A 22763-nucleotide genomic window follows, 5' to 3' on the forward strand; every position below is an offset into this window, starting at 1 on the left:
CAAGGGCGAAAACAAAGACTTCGGGGACGAAACGTGCCGGCAATGAGCAATGAACCGCGCTATCTGGTCGCCGATATCGGCGGCACGAATGCCCGTTTCGCCATTGCGCGCGGAAACGTGACGCAGGGGTTTGAGCTCGACCAGGTGCGTCGTCTCAAGAATGAGGATTTCGAGCATCTGCGCGATGCCGCCATGGCCTATCTGGAAAGTTGCGATGGCGATCGTCCGGACCGAGCCTGTTTCGCGGTCGCCTCGCCAATCCGTGCCGGCCGTGTCCAGCTGACCAATGCGACCTGGAGCTTCCGGCCGGAGGAGCTGGGCGGAGAGCTGGGTATGGCGACCCTGATGGCGGTCAATGATTTCGAGGCCCAGGCCCGCGGCGCACCGCTGACACCGACCGCCGACATTGTCGAGATTTCCGACGGACGACCCGTCGATGGTACGCCGATTGCCGTCCTCGGTCCGGGCACCGGACTGGGTCTGGGCTTGCTGGTTCCGGACGGGGATGCGGTCAAGGTCATCGCAACCGAGGGCGGACATGCGGGTTTTGCGCCGCGCACGGATCTGGAAATTGAAGTCGGTCGTGTCCTGGCGCGCGAATACGGATTTGTGTCCTGGGAGCGCATCCTGTCGGGTCGCGGTCTGGTCAATATCCATCGTGCCCTGTGCCAGATCGAAGGCGAAAACTGGCCGGGCTATCGTCCGGAAGACATCACCCGTGAAGCACTCGCCGATCCGGAATCGATGGGCGCCCAGGTGGTGGAATTCTTCTGTGCGGCGCTGGGGGGCTATACCGGTGATGTCGCTGTTCTGACGGGTTCGCGCGCCGGGATTTATCTCGGTGGCGGTATCCTGCCCCGTATTCGCAGCCTCCTCGAGGCTAGCGCCTTCAAGTCGCGCTTTCTGGGCCGTGGCCCGATGACGCGATATGTCTCCGATATTCCAATTCGTCTCATCCAGTCGGACGGGGCCGCCCTGCGCGGTGCCGCAGCGCTGGCAGAACAGGGCAATCGTCTGTCATGACCCCCATCACGCTTGAAACTCTCGTCCGCGCTGCCAGCGTCATCCCGGTTCTGACCGTGGGTGATGTTGAAAAGGCCGCGCCCCTCGCACGGGCGCTCAAGGCGGGTGGCCTGAGCGTGCTCGAAATGACCATGCGGACCCCTGCGGCACTTGAGGTGCTCGCGGAGATGAAGCGCGCAGAGCCGGACATGATTATCGGCATGGGCACCATCCGGACTCCCGAGCAGGTCGCCGATGCCATGGCTGCCGGCGCCGACTTTCTCGTTTCACCCGGTCTGTCGCCGGAACTCATTCCTGCCTTGTTGGGCTCGGGCCTGCCGGTTCTTCCGGGCGTGGCCACGGCCGGTGAAGCCATGAGCGCGGTCGAGGCCGGTTTCGAAGTGCTCAAATTCTTCCCTGCCGAACAGGCTGGCGGGCGTCCCTATCTCAAATCCATTGCCGGGCCGCTGCCCGATATCCGCTTCTGCCCAACGGGCTCCATCACACGTGAGATGGCACCGGACTATCTGGCGCTGCCCAATGTCGTCTGTGTCGGAGGGTCCTGGATTGCAACCGGAGCGATGATCGAGGCGGGCGACTGGGAGACGATTACAGCAAATGCCGCCGCCGCGGCTGCGATGAAGACCTGACTGCCCCGTTTCCGGCGGCTCCGGGCATTCCAGAGAAGAAAAAAGCGGCGACCCGACAGGTCGCCGCTTTCTTGTTGGCGGAGTGTCGTTCGCGACTAGCCGGCTTTGACGCGCTGGCGCATCTCGTCGAAATAATCGGTGACTTCCGGCCCCGGCTTGGCTGTTGCCTTGGACACGACAAACAGCGTCACCAGGCAGGCGATGAAGCCTGGAACAATCTCGTACATGACGCCCGAGAGCTGCAGGCCGTAGATCCAGACCAGTACCGTCACGGCGCCGGCGACCATGCCGCTTATCGCGCCGACACGGGTCATGCCTCGCCAGAACAGGCTGGCCAGGATGACGGGCCCGAAGGCGGCGCCGAAGCCGGCCCACGCATTCGACACCAGGCCGAGAATGTTGGAGTTCGGATTGAAGGCCAGCCCGATCGCAACCAGCGAGACGGCCAGAACCGAGAGCCGGCCCACCAGAACCAATTCCTTCTGGCTGGCATTTCGGCGCAGGAAAACCTTGTAGAAATCCTCCGTCAGCGAACTCGACGACACCAGCAATTGGGACGAGATCGTACTCATGATCGCTGCCAGGATGGCGGCGAGCAGGAAGCCTGCAATATAGGGGTGGAAGATGACTTGGGAGAGCAGGATAAAGATCGTCTCCTGATCACCCAGAACCACATCGCCATCGGCGAAGGCGCCGGTGGTGTCGAGCGCGTCCAGCTCCCCCATCGTGGTCGTCGCATCCGTCGGCGCTTCGACGACGCGGGCCACATTCAGTCCTTCAGCTGTCTGGATTCCCTGGCTTTTGACATAGGCAAGCCCGGCGGCACCGGTCAGCACGGCCCCAATCACCGTGATCAACATCCAGCTCATGCCGATACGGCGCATGATCTTGACGTCCTTCAGGGACCTCACAGCCATGAAGCGAACAATGATATGTGGCTGACCAAAATAGCCGAGGCCCCAGGCCATGGTCGAGATGATGCCGATGACAGCCAGGCCCATACTCTCTTGCGGGATCATCGACAGATAGTCCTTGTCCCATCCATTGACGTCGACGCTGAGCGTGCTCAACGCGTCAACGGTCGGACCGAAGCCGCCCAGTTGCATGATGGTCACGACCGGGACCAGGATCAGCGCGATGAACATGATCACGCCCTGCACGAAGTCGGTCAGGCTGACCGCCAGGAAGCCGCCGAACAGGGTATAGGCCACCACGACGCCTGCGGTCAGGAAGAGACCAAGCTGGTAGTTGAGGCCGAAGGAGGCGTCGAAGAGCTTGCCTCCGGCAACCACGCCGGCCGAGGTGTAGATCGTGAAGAAGACCACGATCACGATGGCGGAGATGACACGAAGAAGACGCGACCTGTCGGCGAAACGCTTCTCGAAATAGTCCGGAATGGTGATCGCGTCGTCGGCAATCTCGGTATAGACGCGCAACCGCGGTGCCACGAGCTTGTAGTTGAAATAGGCACCGATCATCAGGCCGATCGCAATCCAGGATTCCGAGATGCCTGTCAGCAGGATCGCTCCTGGCAAGCCCATCAGCATCCAGCCTGACATGTCGGACGCGCCCGCGGAGAGCGCGGCAACGGCCGGGTGAAGCTGGCGCCCGCCCAGCATGTAGCCGGACACGCTATCCGTTGACTTGCGATAGGCGTAGAGGCCGATCGCCATCATCAGGACGAAGTAGAGCGCTAGCGAGATTAGAGCTTCAATATCCATGGACTTGCCTTGGGTTCAGCGAAATGAAAGGTGGAAAGTCGGGGTATTCGGTGTGCGGCTCAAGGGGGCGTCGCTTGGCCCCCTGCTGCAGGTCAGTGACCCGGCCAGTGTTTGGGCCAGTGACCGGGCGAATGCTCAGGGCCGCGTCTGACCCTCGCCGTGCACCAGGTATTTGAACGAGGTGAGCTGTTCGAGGCCGACCGGGCCACGCGCATGCATCTTCCCGGTGGCAATTCCGATCTCGGCCCCCATCCCGAATTCGCCGCCATCGGAGAACTGGGTCGAGGCATTGTGCATGACGACGGCGCTGTCGATCATCGACAGGAAGCAGCCGGCTGCGTCCATGTCTTCCGTGACAATCGCATCGGTATGGGCCGAGGAATGCGCGGCCACGTGATTGATGCCCTCTTCGAGCCCCTTCACGACCTTCACAGACAGGCAGGCGTCGAGATATTCGGTATCCCAGTCGCTGTCATCCGCCGGCTTGATGCGCGGGTCGATCCTGATGGCAGCGCCATCGCCGCGAAATTCGCAATCGGACATGCGATCAACCAGAATTGGCAGGAGATCGGCCGCGACAGCTTCGTCGACGACCAGGCTCTCTGTCGCTCCGCAAATACCGGTCCGGCGCAATTTTGCGTTCTCCACAATGGCGGCGGCCTTGTCGAGATCAGCCGCTGCGTGGACATAGGTGTGACAATTGCCGTCCAGGTGGAGAAGCGTCGGCACGCGCGCCTGGTCCCGAACCAGCGAGACGAGACCCTTGCCGCCGCGCGGGATGACCAGGTCAACATGCTCCGTGCATTGCAGAAGGTGCTGAACCGCGGAACGGTCCGGGGTGTCGATCATCTGGATCGCGTTTTCCGGCAGACCCGCTTCGCGCAGGCCTTCCTTCATGCAGTCGACAATGATGCGGGTGGAGTTCAGGCTTTCAGAGCCGCCGCGCAGGATGACCGCATTGCCGGACTTCAGGCAGAGCGAACCGGCGTCGGCGCCAACATTGGGGCGCGATTCATAGATCATCCCGATCACGCCAAGTGGAACCGCGACGCGTTCGATGCGCAGTCCGTTCGGACGATCGATCCGGGCCAGGATGCGTCCGACCGGGTCGGGCAGGGTGGCGATGGACTCGATCGCGGAGGCAACGCCTTCGATGCGTTCCTTGTCCAGCATCAGGCGGTCGACAAAGGCAGCCGGCTTGCCGGCTGCCTTGACGCCGTCGACATCAATGCGGTTGGCCTCGAGCAAGCCACTCGCCCGTGACCGCAAGGCGGATGCCGCAGCAATAAGCGCGGCATTCTTGCGTTCCGTGGACGCGGTCGCGAGTACGCGGGAGGCCTCACGGGCCTGGCGGCCGAGTTGGTCGATATAGGCTTGCATACGATCTGACATGGTTTCCTTGGGGTCGGATGGTTGTTGTCTAGCGGGCTGCGACAAATCAGCGAAGCGCGACAGCCCGGTCATAGGCAGCGCGGATGGTGTCCTCCAGAAGCGTGTCCAGAAGTCCATCGCGCCGCAAGACATTGATGCCTGCTTCCGTCGTACCATTCTTGCTCATGACCGAATTGCGCAATTCGGTGACATCGTCCTGGGAGCGCGTTGCCATCTCGACCGCTCCGCCCATGGTTTCCAGAACCAGGGCCCGCGCGGTCTCGCGCGAGAAACCCATCGCTTCGGCGGCCGCGATATAGCTGCGCGTTATCTCGAAGACATAGCCCGGGCCGCTACCGGCGACGGCGGTCAGGCGATCGAGCTCGTCTTCGCTGTCCAGCCATACGGCGGCGCCTGTGGCCCTGGCGAGTTGGTTGGCGAGCTCGCGGTGCGTCTCACCACACGCGGTGTTGGCGTAGAGCCCGTTCACACTGCGTCCGATCAGAGCCGGCAGGTTGGGCATGATTCGCACGACGGGCTTGTCGCCGACGATCTTTCCGATCGAGGCGGCTGAAAAGCCAGCTGCGATGGAGACATAACAGCCATCCTCGGCCAACAGGCCGGTATAGTCGGGCAGGGCGTCCGGGATCTGCTGGGGTTTGACGGCGATGATGATGGCGTCGAAGCGCCGACCATTCAGCGCATCCGCGCCGGTTGCATGCTCGGTTCCCGGCGGCAGGGCGCGACCGCTGCGGTTCACGGCGGCAAACCGGGCTGGCACGGCGTCGAGCCAGCGACGCAGCATGGCACCGCCCATTTTCCCGCATCCGATCAGCAATATGTCCATGCCCGGCTCCTCCGATGAATGTTGGCTTGGCATCTGTTTGGTGCCGTCCACACATGAAAATGCCCGATCCGCCTGAGCGGGTCGAGCTCTGTCGGAGCGGTGTATAGCAAAAACAATTTCGAATTCAAATTATATATGCGGTCGCAAGAACGGATCGGTGCCGGCTTCTGCGCATAGTAGATTAAGCATTCTAGGCCAGCATTGCGGTGTCCCGAAGCGGCTTGCTGCGCTATTCGGGGTTGATAAATTTTGAATACTAAATACTTTGCCCCTCAGTTTGCGCCGCACCATCCCGGCGTTTCGATCAGGAGATAAGTGTGAGCCAGCGTAAACGCATCGTCGTGAAGATCGGGTCCAGCCTGCTGGCCAATGATCGCCGGCTGACCCTCCGCTATGCCTTCATGAATGAGCTGCTGGCGGATATCGCCCGTCTGCGGGACGACGGGCATGACGTTGTCCTGGCCTCGTCCGGCGCGGTCGCGCTCGGCCTGAATGCCATCAATACATCGCCGGAAGAGGCGGGTGTTCTCGACAAGCAGGCCGCGGCGGCCTGCGGTCAACCACTCTTGCTCAACGCCTACAAACAAGTCGCACACGAGCATGGTTTCGACATTGCCCAGATCCTGGTCACGCTCGATGATCTTGAGGAGCGTCGCCGTTTTCTCAATACAAAGAATACGATCCAGCGTCTTTTCGAGCGCGACGTCATGCCGATCGTGAACGAGAATGACACCGTCACCACCGAAGAAATCCGCGTCGGTGACAATGATCGCCTCGCTGCCAAGGTGGCGCAGATGATCCAGGCCGATCACCTTGTCATCCTGACAAGTATTGATGGCCTGTATGATCGCGACCCGTCGGACCCCGAAGCCGAGTTCGTCGACACAATCGAAGATGCCACTGAATATCTGGAGGTCAGCTCCGGCGCGAGCTCGCTCGGCTCGGGCGGCATGTTGACCAAGATCCAGGCTGCCAATCTGGCCCAGAATGCCGGGTGCACGACTCTGATCGCCAAGGGGACGATTGACCGCCCGGTCTCGGCCGTCCTGTCCGGTGAGCGCCGACACACAAAATGTGTGGCAAAGGGTACGCCCGCCTCGTCCTGGGCCGTCTGGCTCACCAACCGGCTGCAGCGTGCCGGTAGTCTTGTGCTCAACGATCTCGCTGCCGAAGCTCTCGCGACCAGCGCAAGCGGGGTCAGTCACGAGGATATCGTTAAAATCCACGGCGCCTTCACCAAGGGCGATGTGCTTCACATCTATTCCGAGAGCGGTGACGAAGTTGCGCGCGGACTGACCAATTTCTCCTCGGATGAAACCATGATGCTGGCCCGCCACATCGATCAGGACGTCAAGGAGTTGCTCGGCTATCACGCCCGCCCGGAGATCGTGAACCGGGCCAATATGGTCATCCTCGATGAGCAGCACTTGCCCTGGGATGCGCCGACCAAATCCTTGCGACTGGTCTCGTCCTAGCTTGTCGCCAACCGGCATCGCTGGCTGAAGCCGGGTTGGCTCGGCCCGGGGCGTCGCGTTTCTCTGCTTGCCACCGTACCGGAAGCTGGAATTTTGTGCGGTCGCGGTCCAGACTTGTCTGCACGCACGAAGATCGAGCTGAGGATGCCGCCATGGATGGGGCTGACACGTCGCAAAGCGAAAAGAAGACGCGCCGGGATTACACGTCGGCCGAATTGGCCTCGGGCCTGGTTCACCTGCTCGATGTGGAGGAGATCGATGTTGATCTCTATCGCGGGAGACGCAATCCGGGCGGCAGGGGCCGGGTGTTCGGTGGTCAGGTGATCGGCCAGGCACTCAACGCGGCCGTTGGATCGATCGATGATGGACGCCAGGTCCACTCGCTTCACGCCTATTTCATGCGCCCTGGCGATGAGGACTTTCCCATCATCTATCGCGTCGAGCGCGACTATGACGGAGGCAGCTTCTCCAATCGCCGCGTGATCGCCATGCAGCGCGGAAAGCCCATCCTCAACATGACGGCCTCATTCCAGCGCCCGGAAGCGGGCCTGACCCATCAGGTTGATCTGGGCGATGTCGCCATGCCGGACGAACTCCCGACGGAGGTCGAGCTGCTGCGCAAGATGAAGGATCAGATCCCGGAGCCCTTCTATCGCTTCATGACCCGGCCGCGGCCGATCGAGATGCGTCCGGTCGACCCCTGGTCGCCGGTTGATCCGCGAAAACGGGAGCCGCGGCGGCAGATCTGGATCCGCGCCACCGATCTGGCCAGCGACAACCAGGTGATGCATCGCGCCATCCTTGCCTTCGCGTCGGACATGGCGCTGCTGAGTACCTGTATGCAGCCCCACGGCATCAGCTGGATGACCCGCAAGATGCAATCGGCCAGCCTCGATCACGCAGTCTGGTTCCACGAGGATGTCGATATGGGTGACTGGCTGCTCTACGACACGGACAGCCCGTGGTCGGGTGGTGGTCGCGGTTTCAATCGTGGCCAGCTCTTCACCCGCGATGGCAAGCTGGTGGCGTCAACCGCCCAGGAAGGCCTGATCCGAGTTCGCGACGAATAGGGATCAGTCGCGCCAGTCGAGATCCGGGTCCAGCGTCTGGCCCTTGTCGAGCTGGACGCCGAAACTGTTCAGCATCATCGAGACCTGCGTGTATTGGGCCGCGGTGAAAACCATATCCATGCGCTGCTTTTCGTTCAGAAAGTCGAGCGCTGCCCAACTGCCGTTGCTGATGAAATGATCGCGGACCAATTCGTCTGTCGCTTGCAGGAGGGCGACGTCGCGTGCTGACCAGGCCGCGGCTTCAGGGCCCACCTTGATGCGCTCGACCTCGTCTTCGGTGAGGCCTGCGCGCAGGCCGATCGTGACGTGCTGGCTCCACTCATAGCCTGAACGGCACAGATAGCCGGTGCGCAGAATGACCAGCTCGCGATCACGCGGCGTGAGGGCATTCCTGTCGGACATTACATAGCCAGCCCAGACATTGAATCGCTTCAAGGCCCTGGGGGCCCGGGCAAGGGTCTTGAAGATGTTTATGACCCAACCCGACTTCATAAATGGCGCGAGCGCCTCGCGCTGATCCTCGGTCAGATCATCAAGATCGACCGGGGTGATGCGCGGGGCGCTCAATCGCATCGGGCTACAGAACCTCGAACAGGCCGGCGGCACCCATGCCACCGCCAACGCACATGGTGACGACGACGTATTTGGCGCCCTGGCGCTTGCCTTCGATCAGGGCGTGCCCAACCATGCGGGCACCGGACATGCCATAGGGGTGGCCGATCGAAATGGCGCCGCCATTGACGTTCAACTTGTCGGCGGGGATGCCCAGCTTGTCAGCGCAGTAGAGAACCTGGACGGCGAAGGCCTCATTCAGTTCCCACAGGCCGATATCATCGACCTTGAGACCGAAGCGCTCGAGCAGTTTCGGCACGGCCACGACCGGGCCGATGCCCATTTCGTCCGGCTCGGTGCCGCCAACGGCCATGCCCATGTAGCGGCCGAGCGGATCGAGACCGCGCTTCGCCGCCAGTTCGGCTTCCATGACAACGCAGGCTGAGGCCCCATCGGAGAGCTGTGAAGCATTGCCGGCGGTGATGGTGCCGCCTTCGATGACCGCATTAAGGCCCTGAAGGCCGGCCAGCTCGGTCCCCGGCCGATTGCCTTCATCCTTTTCGAGGAAGACGTCCTGCTGGGAGGTTTCGCCGGTGGCCTTGTCGACGACGATCTTGGTCGACTTCATCGGCACGATCTCATCGTCGAACTTGCCGGCAGCCTGGGCGGCGGCGGTGCGCTGCTGGGATTGCAGGCCGTACTCGTCCATGCGCTCACGCGAGATGCCGTAGCGCGTGGCCACGATCTCGGCAGTCTGCAGCATGGGCATGTAGATGTCCTTGTGCATGGCCAGGAGTTCCGGGTCTGGCTGGACGCGCATCTCCTTGGTCTGGACCATGGAGATCGACTCGACGCCACCGGCAACGACCACATCCATACGGTCAACGATGACCTGTTTGGCGGCCGTGGCGATCGTCATCAGGCCGGAAGAGCACTGGCGATCCATCGACTGGCCGGCGACGGTGACCGGAAGCCCGGCGCGCAGGGCGGCTGTGCGGCCGATCGTGTGCTGCACGCCCTGCTGCAGGGCGGCGCCGACGATCACGTCCTGGATTTCGGCCGGGTCAACCTTGGAGCGCTCGACGGCCGACTGGATTGCGTGGCCGCACAGTGTCGGCGAGGGCGTGGCATTGAAAGCGCCGCGATAGGCCTTGCCGATCGGGGTGCGGGCGGTGGAAACGATGACAGCATCACGCATGATGGGATCTCTTTCATTGCGGAAATGGAGCGTTCGGAGAGGGTGTGGCGATGAGATTTGGGCGCGCGGCCTTGTCAGCTTCGAAGACCCGGCTTGTTGGGGTCCCTGCCTGCAAATGACGGCTTGTCTGCGCCCATTGTCTCCTCTGCGCCAACGGATTGTGATGGAGTTCTAGTCGCCTGCACTGGTGCAGGGCAAGAGAAAACCGGACCAGGTTCTCAAATTTGGTCAGTCTCGCCGACTTTCACCATGTCAGGCCCCACTAAGCGTCTATTATTTCTGATGCTTGTTGCTTTTCAAAAAATAAGTATGCTCATACCGCGCGCATGAAAAACGAACTGCCTCCGCTGCAGGGCGAGACAGTTCTGGCATTATGGGTGGCATGGGGCAGACGTCGAAACGACGCGCCCGGAGGGAGGATGAATGACCGAAGTTGCGACGCCCATTTCGGCGCCACCGATAAAGTACATCACCAAGTTGCTGTACGGCGTGGGGTCGATGGCCTACGGCGTCAAGGACGTCGCCTTTCGCGCCTATCTGCTGTGGTATTATAATTACGTCATCGGCGCTGACGCGGCGATGGTGTCGCTCGCCATCTTGGTCGCGCTCGTTTTCGACGCTGTTTCCGACCCGCTCGTCGGGCAGTTTTCGGACAGTTTGAGAACGAAATGGGGCCGTCGGCACCCGCTCATGTACTTGTCGGCAATTCCCGCAGCGGCGTCGTTTTTCTTCCTCTGGCATCCGCCCGAGGCGCTGGGCGGTTGGGGCCTGTTCGCCTATCTGGCTATCCTGTCTTCGGCCGTCCGGACCTGCATCACATTCTACGAAATCCCCAGCTCAGCGCTCGCGCCTGAACTGTCGAGTGACTATGACGACCGCACCTCGATCGCAAGCTATCGCTATTTCTTCGGCTATCTCGGTGGATACGGGATGTCGATCCTGGCCCTCGCGGTCTTTCTGGCGCCAACCGCCGAATACCCAATCGGTCAGCTCAATCCGGTGGGGTACTGGACGTTTGGACTTGTCGGCTCGCTGTTGATGTTTGGCACGGTCATGATCTCGACCGCAGGGACCCATCACCGCATCAAATATCTCCGGAAGCTTCCGCCACCCCAGCGCCGGAATCCACTGGAAACATTCATGCTGATGCGGCGGACTTTCAGCAACAAGGCGTTTCTCGCAATTCTCGGGTTTGGGCTTCTCAAATATACCGCGATCGGCATGGCGGCAGCTCTAAGTCTCTATTTCGGGACCCTGTTCTGGGGTTTCGACAATATCGAGATGGCGATCATGTCCGCCGAGCCATTGGTGGGGGCTGTCCTGGCGTTGATCTTCGCCCCGATCATCGCCAAGCGACTGGGCAAGCGGAATGCGGCGTTCTGGCTGGCGATTGCTGCCATCTTTCTGGGGACGTTACCGTTCATCCTGAGGCTGAACGGCCTGTTCTATGCCGACGATGATCCGCGTGTTCTTCCCACCTTGTTCGGCATTCTCGCCTTGTACTCGGCGTGCGCAATTTCCTCCGCCATTCTGGTTCATGCCATGATCGGCGACGTGATCGATGCGAGCGCGCTCAAGACCGGGCGGCGGGCCGAGGGGCTGTTTTATGCGGCCAACAGCTTCATGCAGAAGTGCGTTACCGGCTTCGGCCTGATGGCCGCGGGCGTCCTGTTGACGATCGTTGATCTTCCAGAGCGCGCCCAACCGGGTGAGGTCGACCCGGCTTCGGTCGACTTGCTGGCGACGCTCTATATTCCCAGCATCGCCGTCCTGTATATCGCCGGCGCGCTCTTCCTCCATTTCTACCGGATTGATCGCGCCAGTCATGAGGCCAATCTTGCAGCGCTCAAGGCGCGTGATGATGCCAAGAGGCCGGCCCCATGAGCTGTCGAAAATGGCTGGAGGTCGTATGAGCCTGCGTAACGCCGCCTGCATTGCCGGTGCATTCGAACATCCCACCCGACTTGCGCCGGACATGACCACGCCGCAGCTACATGCGGAATGCGCCGCCGGGGCGTTGGCTGATGCCGGCCTCTCGGTGACCGACGTTGATGGGTATTTCTGTGCAACCGATGCGCCCGGCTTCGGGCCGATCTCGATGATCGACTATCTCGGCCTGACCGTGCGCCACACGGACTCGACCGAGATGGGAGGCTGCACCTATATCCAGCACGTCGCGCATGCCGCCCAGGCGATCGCCATGGGCAAGTGTTCCGTCGCCCTGATCACCTTGGCCGGCCGGCCGCGCTCCGAGGCCGTGCAACGCTTCCGCCCCGGTGCGCCGGAGAGTGCGTTCGAACAATGGGTCGGCCTGACCAACCACACCAGTTACGGCATGTGTGCGGCCCGTCACATGCATGAGTTTGGCACCACGTCGGAGCAGCTCGCCTGGATCAAGGTCGCGGCCTCGCACCATGCCCAGCACAATCCCCACGCCATGCTGCCCAAAGTGGTGACGGTCGAGGATGTCGTGAACAGCCCGATGATCGCTGACCCTCTGCACCGGCTCGATTGCTGTGTGACGACGGATGGCGGCGGCGCTCTGGTCGTCGTCTCTCCGGAGATCGCGAGGACGCTCGATCGGCCGGTGATCTCGCTTCTGGGGGCCGGTGAGGCGACCAAGGGACCATCCGGTGGCCTGGCGCTCGATCTGACCACTTCGGCGGCGGCGCAATCCGGCCCGCGCGCTTTTGAAGAGGCAGGCGTAACGCCGGCCGATATCAAATACGCCTCGATCTATGACAGTTTCACCATCACCGTTCTGCTTCAGCTTGAAGATTTGGGCTTCTGCGCCAAGGGCGAAGGCGGCAAGTTTGTCGCCGATGGCAATCTGATCTCGGGTGTCGGCAAGCTGCCCTTCAACACGGATGGTGGCGGTCTGTGCAACAATCACCCGATGTTTCGCGGCGGCATCACCAAGGTGATCGAGGCTGTCCGCCAATTGCGCGGTGAGGCGGCGCCGGCGGTTCAGGTGCCCAATTGCGATCTGGCTGTCGCAACGGGGATTGGCGGTTCCCTCGGAGCGCGCCACGGCGCCGCCACCATTATCCTGGAGCGTCAGTCATGAGTCCCCGCAAGCTTCTGGCCCCACAGCCCAATCCGGAGACGGAAGCCTTCTGGGCTGGTCTCGGCGAGGGCGTGCTTCGCATCAAGACGTGTGAATCCTGTGGCAAGCCTCACTACTATCCGCGTCACATGTGTCCGCACTGCGGGTCGGAGAAAACGCGCTGGCTGGAGAGTGCCGGTTGCGGCGAAATCTACAGCCTGTCGATCATGCGGCGCGGCGAGGGGGCGCCCTTCGCCGTGGCTTATGTGACGCTCGACGAGGGGCCCGCCCTGATGACCAATTTGGTCGCGGATGATCTGGATGCCCTGGCTATTGGCCAGCGTGTGCGCCTGGCGCCCCAAGCCAGCGATGCCGATACCGTTGGGGACGGTCCATCCCTGCCCTTTTTCACCCCAAGTGGAGATTGATCATGGCGACAACCGATATCACGGCGCCGGAGGCCAAGGCGGAAGAGTTCCGCGCCGAGGCCGCGGCCTGGCTCGCGGACAATTTCGCTCAGTCCCTGGTCGGCAAGGAAAACCTCCTTGCCGTCATTGAGGGGGATTCGGATCCGGACCCGGAAGTCGCGGCCTGGAAGAAGGCCATGGGAGAGAAGGGGTGGGGCACGCCGACATGGCCGAAAGCCTATGGTGGGGGCGGTCTCGATTCCAAGCAGGCGCGAATCCTCCAGGACGAGATGGCCAAGGTCAATGCCTGGAACCCCATCGGTGGCTTGGGCGTGATGATGCTCGGGCCGACCCTTCTGGAATTCGCCTCCGAGGAACAAAAGCAGCGTTACATCCCGCCGATCTGCCGCGGCGAGATCCGCTGGTGTCAGGGCTATTCCGAGCCGGGCGCCGGCTCCGACCTCGCCAGCTTGCAGACCAAGTGTGAGGACAAGGGTGATCACTGGCTGATCAATGGCCAGAAGACCTGGACGTCGGGTGGGCAGTGGGCCGACTGGTGCTTTGCCCTGGTGCGTACCGACAGCACCAAGAAGCATGAGGGCATCTCCTTCATCCTTCTCGACATGAAGTCGCCGGGTGTCGAGGTGAAGCCGATCCAGATGATTTCCGGCGCCTCGCCCTTTTGCGAGACCTTCTTCACTGATGTGAAAGTGCCCAAGGACCAGATCGTCGGCGAGATCGGCAATGGCTGGACGATCGGCAAGCGATTGCTCCAGCACGAACGCACCAATCTCTCCGGCGGTGGCCGGATGGGCCGCGGCGCGGGTCCCTCATTGGCCGATATTGCCAAGAAGTATGTCGGTGTGGACGATCAGGGCCGGATCGCTGACAGCGATCTGCGCAGCCGCATCATCAAGCACGACATGGAGGCGCGGGCTTTCCAGGCGACCGCGCGCCGGGTGACGGCGGAAGCCAAGAGCGGAGAGGTTTCGCTGGCGTCATCCATTCTGAAGAATGTCGGCGCCCGCATCACCCAGGAGCGCGCTGAGCTGACGCTGGAAATCATGGGCATGCAGGGATTGGGCTGGGAGGGCGATGGTTTCCACCCGCTCGAGCTGGGCTCCACTCGTGGCTGGCTCTTCGGCAAGGCGGTGTCGATTTATGGCGGCACGACGGAAATCCAGAACAATGTCATCGCCAAGCGCATCCTCGGGATGCTGGACCATCAGTAGGACCGGGAGCAAACGCTATGGCCGTTTTGAACGAAGAACAGACAATGCTGCGCGACATGGCACGAGACTGGGCTCGCAAGGAGTCGCCGGTCAAGGCCTACCGGAAGGTTCGCGACACCGCCGATGCGATCGGTTTTGACCCGCAGGCATTTGCCAAGATGGCGGAAATGGGCTGGACCGGAGTGATCATCCCGGAAGCCTATGGTGGCTCGGATTTCGGTTATCTCAGCCTCGGCCTTGTACTCGAGGAATGTGCGCGCACGCTGACGGCTAGCCCGCTCAATGCCTCCTCACTCGCGGCAACGAGTGCGCTGCTTCTGGGTGGCTCCGACGATCAGAAAGCAGCCTGGCTGCCCGGGATGGCCAGCGGTGAGACGATCGCCGCCCTGGCCGTGGATGAAGGTCCCCGACACGCGCCGGACCAGATCAGGGCCCGCGCCGAGCAGGCCGGTGATGGCTGGATGCTGAGCGGGGAGAAGTGTTTCGTCGCCGAGGGCGATGCGGCCAACCTGCTGATCGTGGCAGCGCACTATGAAGGCGGTGTCGGTCTCTTCCTGGTGCCGGCCAATGCCTCCGGTGTCACGGTCTCGACCCGCAAGCTGGTCGATTTTCGCTCCCACGCGGCGATCACGCTGGATCAGGTTGCCCTGCCCGCGAGTGCCCGGCTTGAATCCGGTGGCGAGGCGCTGCTCGACGCTGTGCTCGACCGGGCCCGGGCCGGCGTTGCAGCGGAAATGCTGGGTCTTGCCGTGCAGTCATTCGAGGACACGCTGGACTATCTCAAGACCCGCTCCCAATTCGGTGAAATCCTGTCGCGCTTCCAGGCTCTGCAGCACCGCATGGCCAGTCTCTTCACCGAGATCGAGTTGATGCGGTCCGTCGTTGAGGGGGCGCTGGAAGCGATCGATGCCGGGCGGGATGACATCCCGACCCGTGTCTCCCTGGCAAAGGCGACCGCCTGTCAGACCCTGAACCTCGTTTCGCGTGAGCTGATCCAGCTGCATGGCGGGATCGGGATGACGGACGAGCATAGTTCCGGTTTCTATCTCAAACGGGCCCGCATTCTCGAGGCCCAGTATGGAAACGGGGCCTTTCATCGCGAGCGCTTTGCCCGATTGAACGACTATTGAAGGAAACGCCCTCACCGCCTTCGCCCGCTGGTCCAGCCGTGACCGGCGCGGTGGGGGATGTGACGACGCCCGAGGGGCGCGAGCAAGCCTATAGCGATTACGTCGAAGGCAATCTGCGTCGCAATTACATCGCCCACTTTACCCACGGCATGCTTGGCATGACCGGGTTTCGCCTGATCTTTGCCCCGACCTTTGTGCCCGCCTACCTGCACATGCTGACAGGCTCACCCATTTTTGTCGGTCTTGGTCAGGCGTTGATTCAACTCGGCGCGATTGCCTCTCCGGTAATGGGGGCTGCCCATATCGAGCACCGACGCCGCGTGATGCCGGCGGCCATGACGATCGGCATTCTGATGCGGCTGCAGCTGCTGGGGCTGGCTGTAGCTGGCTGGTTCCTGACCGGATCGGTCCTGATCGCCGCAACCTTTGCCTTTCTGCTCTTCTTTGGCTTCTTCCTGGGCTCGCAACGGGTCGCCTTCCAGGTGCTCTTGTCGAAGGTGATCCCGATCCGCATGCGCGGGCGATTGCAGGCCTGGCGAAATATCGCCGGTGGTGCGATCGCCGCGGCGCTGTCCTGGTGGGCGGGAGTGCATCTCATCGAGACCAATGCGTTGGGCAATGGATATGCGACGACCTTCATGGTCGCCTTTGTTCTGACGAGTCTGGGTCTGGGCGCGCTTTGGCTTTTCCTGCGAGAGCCGGAGAGTCCGACGGTGAAACTCCAGATGGGCGTGATGGCGCGCGTGCGCGAATTCCCGCAATTGCTGGTCGACCGCGACTACCGCAATTTCCTGATCGCCCAGATGCTGGCCACCGCCGGGCGGATCGTCATCCCCTTCTGCATCATCTATGCGGGCCGCAAGTTGGAAATTGACGGAGCAATAATCGGCCTGCTCTCGCTGGCCTTTCTCGGTGCCGATACGGTTACCAACCTGCTCTGGGGCACGTTGGGGGATCGTTATGGATTCCGGCTCGTCTTCATCCTCACGGTCGCGACCTGGGCGCTGTCCCTTTTCGGCATGATTTTCGCCCAGGAAACCTGGCATTTCCTGCTGGCCTTCTTCGGGCTTGGGGCGGCGGCATCCGGCTATATGATGAGTTCCACCACTCTGGTGCTGGAGTTCGGCAATCGGGACGACATCCCGATGCGACTGGCGCTTTCGACGACGGTTGAAACGAGCATGGCGACGGTCGGCCCGGTTCTCGGCGGGGTGATAGCCAGCGTCGCCGGCCTGCTTCCGGTTTTCGTGATTTCGCTGGTCAGTCTGATTGCCAGCTTGTTCGTTCTAGTTGCCGCAGTACGTGAGCCGCGTCATCTGGGCGCCGAGACTCATGATGCAGTGCAGCGTTGAATTCGCCTAATATAGCTCGTGAAACGTTCTCTATATCCTTGACTTGTAAAAATGCGATTGCTCTAATCGAATGTGCGGTATGCAAAAAAATACGGCAACCGCACCAGTCTGGGAGGAGATTATGACTGTTAAAGGTCTCATGCGTACGAGCAGCGCGTTGACGGCACTTGCGATGATGGCAGGTCTGTCTGCGACGGTGCAGGCGCAAGACGATGTGATCATCGTTACAGGTTCCGCGATCCGCGGCACTCCGGAGGATGCGGCGCTACCTGTCGACGTCCTGTCTGCCGAAGAACTTGCCCGTCTGGGCAATCCGTCGCCGGTTGAGCTGATCAAGGCTCTTCCGGTTTCCAGTGGTGTTATTGGCGATACCAACCAGTTCGACAGCCGGTCGCAAGCCACCGAAGGCATGGCGTCCGTCAACCTGCGTGGCTTGAGCCCGCAACGGACACTGGTCTTGCTGAACAATCGTCGCCTTGTGCCGGCCGGGACGGGGGTCCCATTCGTCGATCTCAACCTTCTGCCCGCTGCGGCAATTGGCCGGATCGAGATTCTCAAGGATGGCGCCGCGGCGATCTATGGATCTGACGCGATCGGGGGGGTGGTCAACTTCATCACCCGGTCTGACCAGGATGGATTCCGCTTCGGGGGAGACTACTCCTTCATTTCCGACACGGACGGCGATTATACCCTGCAAGGCAGTTTTGGACATCAGGGCGACAATTTCAGCCTTGTTGTCGCCGCTGGCTATCAGCACCGTTCGGAGCTTCTTGCCCGGGATCGTGACTTCGCGGTTCAGGACTTTGAATCGAACCCGGAAGGTGGCTGGACGGGCGGCGGTAACCCGGCGACCTTCCTGCCGCTCGGCATAACGCCGTCCGGTTTCGGTCCGATCGGCGGCCTGCGCGCCGACCCTGATTGCGCCGCGCTCGGTGGTTATGTCACGGCGATCGGATGGTGCCGGACCCAATATACCGGCTTCGACGCCCTCGTCGAAGAAGAGGACCGCTACCAGATCTGGACGGAGCTGGCTGTGGATCTCACCGACACTGTCGAGTGGGAGATGAGCCTTCTCTACGGGCATGACGAGGTACCGCACTACCGGACCTCGCCGACCTATCTCCTGACCCAGGCACCGACAGCAGGCGTGGGTGGATCTCCCAGCGGCTTTGTTGTGTCGGCTGCGAACCCCGGCTTCCAGCAAATGGTTGCCGAGAACCCCGGGATCGTTCCTGCCGGTACGCTTGCCGTGCTCTTCCCGACCCTGTTGTTCCGACCGCTCCTCGCAGGCGGTAATCCGGCCTTCGCCGGAAGCCCCGACAATCTGGGCTCGGCCACGGGTATTCGCGAAAATGAAAGCTTCCGGATCTCGACCGGGCTCAATGGTGAGCTGAATGACACGACGTCCTTTGACTTCAATGTCACCTATCACCGGTATGAGCGCTATTACGACGGTTACGACAGCTTTGGGGACCGCGTTCAGCTGGCGCTGAACGGTCTGGGTGGCCCGAATTGTAACCTGGCGACCGGGACTGCCGGCGTTGGCGGGTGTCAGTTCTACAATCCGTTCGGCAACCAGGCGACGGCCAACGCCGTCACCGGTGTGGAGCGACCCGGATCCGAGCCCAACCAGAACAGCGCAGAGCTGATCAACTGGTTCTTCGTGCGGGGTTCGACCACGCTCGAGACCGAACTCTTCGTTGCCGAGGGTACGATCAGCGGTGAGACCGGATGGGAGTTGGCCGGTGGGCAAGTCCTGTATGGCTTCGGTGGTCAGTATCGCCGGGAAACCTACTCGGCCGTGTATGGCGACAATAACAATATTGCCGTCAATCCCTGCCGCGATACGCCTGTAACCGGAAACACAACGTGTGATCCGCAAACTGGTGCCTGGGCCTTCCTCGGCTCGAATGCCAATGGCGATGCTGACGGGGATGTCTATGCCCTGTTCGGTGAGTTGCAGCTGCCGGTTACGGATGACTTCAATGTCCAGCTTGCGGCTCGGTTTGAGGATTATGGTGGCCAGACGGGCTCAACTTTCGACCCGAAGGTTACGGCGCGCTGGCAGATTTCCGATGGTTTCGCCTTGCGCGGATCTGTCGGCACCACCTTCCGCGGCCCACCGCCACAGCAAACGGTCAACAGCAATGTGACCTCGCTGCAGGTGATCGCCTCAAGTTTCCGCCCTGTGGACGTGTTCGGCAATCCGGCCCTGGCGCCGGAATCGGCGACGAACTACTCAATCGGCGCCTTGTTCGCGACCGATAACTTCACGGCCAGTGTCGACTATTTCCGATACGATATTCAGGACACGATCAGCACGGAGCCTCTCTCGGGCATGGTCGCAACCCTGTTTGCGGATCCGACGAACTGTACCAACCCGGCCTTCGATGGTCTCCGGGAGCGGTTCCAGTTCAATGATGGTGGCGGCGTTGCCGGCGCCGGGACCTGCGCGGCGGCGAATATCGCTCGTGTCCGGACCCAGGTCGTCAATGGCGGTGATCTTACCAGCTCCGGTATCGACTTCATCATGAACTATGATTTTGGCGATGTTCTGGGCGGATCGCTCAATGCCGGCCTCACGGCCACCTACATGCTCGGCAATGAGCTTGGCGACGAAGTTGTCGAGGGTGTCGTCGTCCAGGAGGGCTTCGACGGCGTTGGCTTCATGAACTTCCAGACCACCGCTTATCCGGTGCCGGCCTGGAAGGGCCGTGGATTCCTGGAGTATACGGTCGGGAATATCGATACCCGCCTGACCTTTACCTATTCGGACAGCTATCGTGACCAGCGTGCCGATCTGGGTACGGGGCCGTTCGCTCCGAATCCGTACATTGCGGGCAATCCGGTGCTGATGCAGGGGGCCACGATCGACAGTCAGCTGACGACCGATTTCAACCTTCTCTATCATGTCGGAGACGCATCGACCTTCTCGTTCACGGCCATCAACCTGACCGATGAAGATCCGAGCTTCGCCCGCCAAGACTACAATTATGATCCCTTCACCGGCAATCCTGTCGGCCGGATCATCCGGGTTGGTTTCAATACCGAATTCTGATCGGGACGGACCAACAAGAAGAGGGCCCCGACCGAGAGGTCGGGGCCCTTTTTCGTGTCTCCGCCTAGCCCTTGAAGGGCTTGGGCGGCGGCGAGAACAGGCCGTAGGCCAGGGTCGATGCGTAATAGGCGAAGGCGGCATCCGGATCGATGCCCTTGATCCAGTCACGCAGGTCATAGGCCGAGTTCAGCGCACCCATAATGGCCTGGCTGGCGACCAGCGGGTCAACGGAGCGCACCGAGCCCTCCGTAATGCCGTCAATCATCATGCCGGCGAAGCGGCGTGCCATGCGGTTTGAGCGATCCAGCACATCATTGCGCAAATCGGTCGGCAGGGCCTGGAGTGCTGTCGTGCGAAGAAGCGGGAACTCGCTGAAAAGCTGGACATTCAGCAGAGTGGCCATGGAGGATGACAATTGCTGCCATTGATTGCCGCCGGCCTTGGTGGCTGCGCGCTGCACCAGTGAGACCCGTCCATAGGAGCGACGGAAGCATTCCAGCACCAATTCATCCTTGGCTTCCAGGTGGTGGTAGAAGCTGCCCTTGGTGACGTTGAGTTCCGAGGCAATCTGTTCGACCGAGGCGCCGCGATAGCCGCGCTCATTGATCAGGAAGGTAGCGGCACGCGCGAAATTGCCCGGCATGCCTTCAATTCCGACCTTCAGTTCCGACTCGTCTATCGGCAGGAGTTCCGGGGTCCAGCCAGCGCCTTCACGAGCGATGCCGTGCTCGAAAATCTCGATCATCCGGTGGATAATGCGGTCATAATCGCCGGTCGAGTATTGTGACAACCAGGCAGGAAGCCAGAACATGTTCTGGACCAGTACGTGGGCGCGGATCGTGCCGAGAATCTTCTCTTCCGATGTTCTTGGCGTCTCGAAAAAGGTGCGCAGCTTCCGGAACACCTGGACATAGCGGGTCGTCAGTTCGCTGCCGAAGGGCTCGTTCAGGGCTCGTATGTCAGAAATCACCGCAATCGGGCGTTCGATCTCCGCATTGATGCGAGCCTGGAGATCAAAATTGAGGCGAATATAGCGCTCGACCCGCGCTTGCGGGGTCGGCTCGGCGGCGGCCTCTTCAACGAGCGCTTCGATCCGTTCGAGGGCCCGCTCAAGAACCGCCGCGGCGAGCAATTCCTTGCGTTTGAAATAGTAGGTGATGCTGGTCGTGTTGAGCTCGACCAGTTGGGCGACATCAACGAATGTCATGCCGCGCACACCGTGTCGGTTGATCAGTGTTGCCGCTGCGTCGAGAATCCGCTCGCGCTTCTGGTGGAAGCGGCGGGTCTTCGCCGGGTCCTCGGTTTTCGGAGTCGTATTCATATCATTCGCTTAGCAGAGTTTGATGATATCGTCACGCAGTCGCCCGACAGTTCTGCCAATCACTCCTCTCTGCCCGGATAGCAAAATCGGTATGTATTCGTCCGAGCTGCCGTCTGGTGTAGAAGGCGTTGCGATTAAATCGTTTCTATCGATCTTCTCTGCCTTGCCTGACAGCATCCTAACCATTTACCGAGTAAACGGTATGGTCTAACTTTGCTGCAGCGCGGAATCGCCGCGCCCGCTATTGCACAATCAGGATGGACCATGACTGCTGCGCCGGACGCCGTGACGCGTGAAAAGATCGATCTGGAGCGCCTCGCGCTCTGGCTTGAGGCTGCGATTCCCGGCTTTTCGGGGCCGGTGAAGCTGAGCAAATTCCCGGGCGGGCAATCCAATCCGACCTACCGCCTCGACGCGGCCAGCCAATCCTATGTCTTGCGCCGAAAACCTTTCGGCCCGACCTTGCCATCGGCGCACGCTGTTGATCGTGAGCATCGCTTGATCGCCGCCCTTCACCCGACCGGCTTCCCGGTCGCGCAGCCCTACGCCCTGTGCGAGGACGACGCCGTGATCGGCGCCAAATTCTACGTTATGGAGCTGGTTGATGGCCGTTCACTGGCGGATGGATCATTGCCCGACGAGACGCCGTCCGCGCGCGGTGAAATGTATCGGGCCCTGACAAGCGCGCTGGCCGATCTGCACGCGGTCGATCATGAAGCCGTCGGTCTGGCCGATTACGGTCGCCCGGGGAATTATTTCGAGCGCCAGATCGGGCGGTGGACCAAGCAATACCGGGCCTCGCAGACCGATGACATTCCGGAAGTCGAGGGCCTGATTGAATATCTGCCACGTACCGTACCGGAGCAGACGCGCACATCGATCATTCATGGTGATTTTCGTATCGACAATGCGCTGTTCGAGCCCGAGGGCACCCGCATCAAGGCTGTGCTCGACTGGGAGCTCTCGACGCTGGGCGACCCGCTCGCCGATTTTACCTACTACGCCATGCAATGGGCCATGCCGGCCGGCGATGGCGGGGCGGGTCTGGCTGGACTTGACTTCGCTGCGACCGGAATCCCGACGCTGGAGGACACTGTAGCGCTTTATTGCGAACGAACCGGTCGCGACACTGTCCCGACCATGGACTGGTATTTTGCTTACAATCTCTTCCGCCTGGTCGGCATTGTTCAGGGTATCAAGAAGCGGATGAGTGACGGCAATGCCTCGAGTGACAAGGCCGAGGCGACTGTCGCCCGGCTGGTCCCGCTGGCGACGGCAGCCTGGGACTTCGCCCGCAGGGCCGGCGCGTGACCATCGGTCAAGCCGCAAAC

18 protein-coding genes are annotated in these 22763 nt (G+C 61.4%); 12 read left to right on the forward strand and 6 right to left on the reverse strand.

All coding sequences use genetic code 11. The features are described from left to right. The first annotated feature begins 42 nt into the window (after nt 1-42). On the forward strand, nt 43-1023 hold the full coding sequence (gene glk, locus JXQ94_RS00240) for a glucokinase (protein WP_421921826.1): 981 nt from the start codon (nt 43-45) through the stop codon (nt 1021-1023). Next, the gene (gene eda, locus JXQ94_RS00245) at nt 1020-1652 is read left to right on the forward strand and encodes a bifunctional 4-hydroxy-2-oxoglutarate aldolase/2-dehydro-3-deoxy-phosphogluconate aldolase (RefSeq protein ID WP_421921827.1); all 633 of its coding nucleotides are present in this window, start codon (nt 1020-1022) and stop codon (nt 1650-1652) included. Before glk ends, eda begins: the two co-directional genes overlap by 4 nt. 95 nt (nt 1653-1747) lie before the next feature. On the opposite strand, the gene JXQ94_RS00250 is transcribed toward eda, so the two are convergent. From JXQ94_RS00250 to proC, 3 genes are all read right to left on the reverse strand, one after another. Further along, on the reverse strand, nt 1748-3373 hold the full coding sequence (locus tag JXQ94_RS00250) for a sodium:solute symporter family transporter (protein WP_421921828.1): 1626 nt from the start codon (nt 3371-3373) through the stop codon (nt 1748-1750). 135 nt (nt 3374-3508) lie between these two features. Next, nucleotides 3509-4765 carry a glutamate-5-semialdehyde dehydrogenase gene (locus JXQ94_RS00255; protein WP_421921829.1) on the reverse strand — a complete coding sequence of 419 codons (1257 nt, stop codon included), beginning with the start codon at nt 4763-4765 and terminating at the stop codon, nt 3509-3511. Between the two features lie 46 nt (nt 4766-4811). After that, nucleotides 4812-5591, reverse strand: a complete 780-nt coding sequence (gene proC, locus JXQ94_RS00260; RefSeq protein WP_421921830.1) for a pyrroline-5-carboxylate reductase — start codon at nt 5589-5591, stop codon at nt 4812-4814. A 317-nt stretch (nt 5592-5908) separates the two neighbouring features. Between proC and proB the strand changes: the two genes are divergently transcribed. Both proB and JXQ94_RS00270 read left to right on the forward strand, forming a co-directional pair. Further along, complete coding sequence (gene proB, locus JXQ94_RS00265; protein ID WP_421921831.1) at nt 5909-7066, forward strand: glutamate 5-kinase; 1158 nt, start codon at nt 5909-5911, stop codon at nt 7064-7066. Nucleotides 7067-7218: 152 nt separating this feature from the next. Continuing rightward, the gene (locus JXQ94_RS00270; RefSeq protein ID WP_421921832.1) at nt 7219-8136 is read left to right on the forward strand and encodes an acyl-CoA thioesterase; all 918 of its coding nucleotides are present in this window, start codon (nt 7219-7221) and stop codon (nt 8134-8136) included. Between the two features lie 3 nt (nt 8137-8139). Here the strand turns inward: JXQ94_RS00270 and JXQ94_RS00275 are convergent, their stop codons facing one another. Both JXQ94_RS00275 and JXQ94_RS00280 read right to left on the reverse strand, forming a co-directional pair. After that, entirely contained in the window at nt 8140-8709 is a 570-nt protein-coding gene (locus tag JXQ94_RS00275; protein ID WP_421921833.1) for a carboxymuconolactone decarboxylase family protein, read from the reverse strand. Nucleotides 8710-8713: 4 nt separating this feature from the next. Then, on the reverse strand, nt 8714-9886 hold the full coding sequence (locus JXQ94_RS00280) for an acetyl-CoA C-acyltransferase (RefSeq protein WP_421921834.1): 1173 nt from the start codon (nt 9884-9886) through the stop codon (nt 8714-8716). Nucleotides 9887-10309: 423 nt separating this feature from the next. Here JXQ94_RS00280 and JXQ94_RS00285 point away from each other — a divergent pair, with 423 nt between their 5' ends. From JXQ94_RS00285 to JXQ94_RS00315, 7 genes are all read left to right on the forward strand, one after another. Then, nucleotides 10310-11770, forward strand: a complete 1461-nt coding sequence (locus tag JXQ94_RS00285; protein ID WP_421921835.1) for an MFS transporter — start codon at nt 10310-10312, stop codon at nt 11768-11770. Nucleotides 11771-11795: 25 nt separating this feature from the next. After that, nucleotides 11796-12953, forward strand: a complete 1158-nt coding sequence (locus JXQ94_RS00290) for a thiolase domain-containing protein (RefSeq protein WP_421921836.1) — start codon at nt 11796-11798, stop codon at nt 12951-12953. Further along, nucleotides 12950-13360 carry a Zn-ribbon domain-containing OB-fold protein gene (locus JXQ94_RS00295; protein WP_421921837.1) on the forward strand — a complete coding sequence of 137 codons (411 nt, stop codon included), beginning with the start codon at nt 12950-12952 and terminating at the stop codon, nt 13358-13360. The genes JXQ94_RS00290 and JXQ94_RS00295 overlap by 4 nt, the downstream gene beginning before the upstream one ends. Nucleotides 13361-13362: 2 nt before the next feature. Then, nucleotides 13363-14571 carry an acyl-CoA dehydrogenase family protein gene (locus JXQ94_RS00300; RefSeq protein WP_421921838.1) on the forward strand — a complete coding sequence of 403 codons (1209 nt, stop codon included), beginning with the start codon at nt 13363-13365 and terminating at the stop codon, nt 14569-14571. Between the two features lie 17 nt (nt 14572-14588). Then, nucleotides 14589-15701: an acyl-CoA dehydrogenase family protein gene (locus JXQ94_RS00305; RefSeq protein ID WP_421921839.1), complete on the forward strand. Its 1113-nt coding sequence runs from the start codon at nt 14589-14591 to the stop codon at nt 15699-15701. A 59-nt stretch (nt 15702-15760) separates the two neighbouring features. Then, nucleotides 15761-17053, forward strand: coding sequence for an MFS transporter (locus JXQ94_RS00310; RefSeq protein ID WP_421921840.1), 1293 nt, complete (start codon nt 15761-15763; stop codon nt 17051-17053). Between the two features lie 121 nt (nt 17054-17174). Continuing rightward, nucleotides 17175-20111, forward strand: a complete 2937-nt coding sequence (locus JXQ94_RS00315; protein ID WP_421921841.1) for a TonB-dependent receptor plug domain-containing protein — start codon at nt 17175-17177, stop codon at nt 20109-20111. 64 nt (nt 20112-20175) lie between these two features. Here JXQ94_RS00315 and JXQ94_RS00320 read toward each other — a convergent pair whose 3' ends face one another. Further along, the gene (locus JXQ94_RS00320) at nt 20176-21432 is read right to left on the reverse strand and encodes a TetR/AcrR family transcriptional regulator (protein ID WP_421921842.1); all 1257 of its coding nucleotides are present in this window, start codon (nt 21430-21432) and stop codon (nt 20176-20178) included. 264 nt (nt 21433-21696) lie between these two features. Between JXQ94_RS00320 and JXQ94_RS00325 the strand changes: the two genes are divergently transcribed. Further along, nucleotides 21697-22743, forward strand: coding sequence for a phosphotransferase family protein (locus JXQ94_RS00325; protein WP_421921843.1), 1047 nt, complete (start codon nt 21697-21699; stop codon nt 22741-22743). Nucleotides 22744-22763 lie beyond the last annotated feature (20 nt).

The organism is Maricaulis maris, assembly GCF_049116555.1.
In the GTDB taxonomy this organism is placed as follows: Bacteria; Pseudomonadota; Alphaproteobacteria; order Caulobacterales; family Maricaulaceae; genus Maricaulis; species Maricaulis maris_C.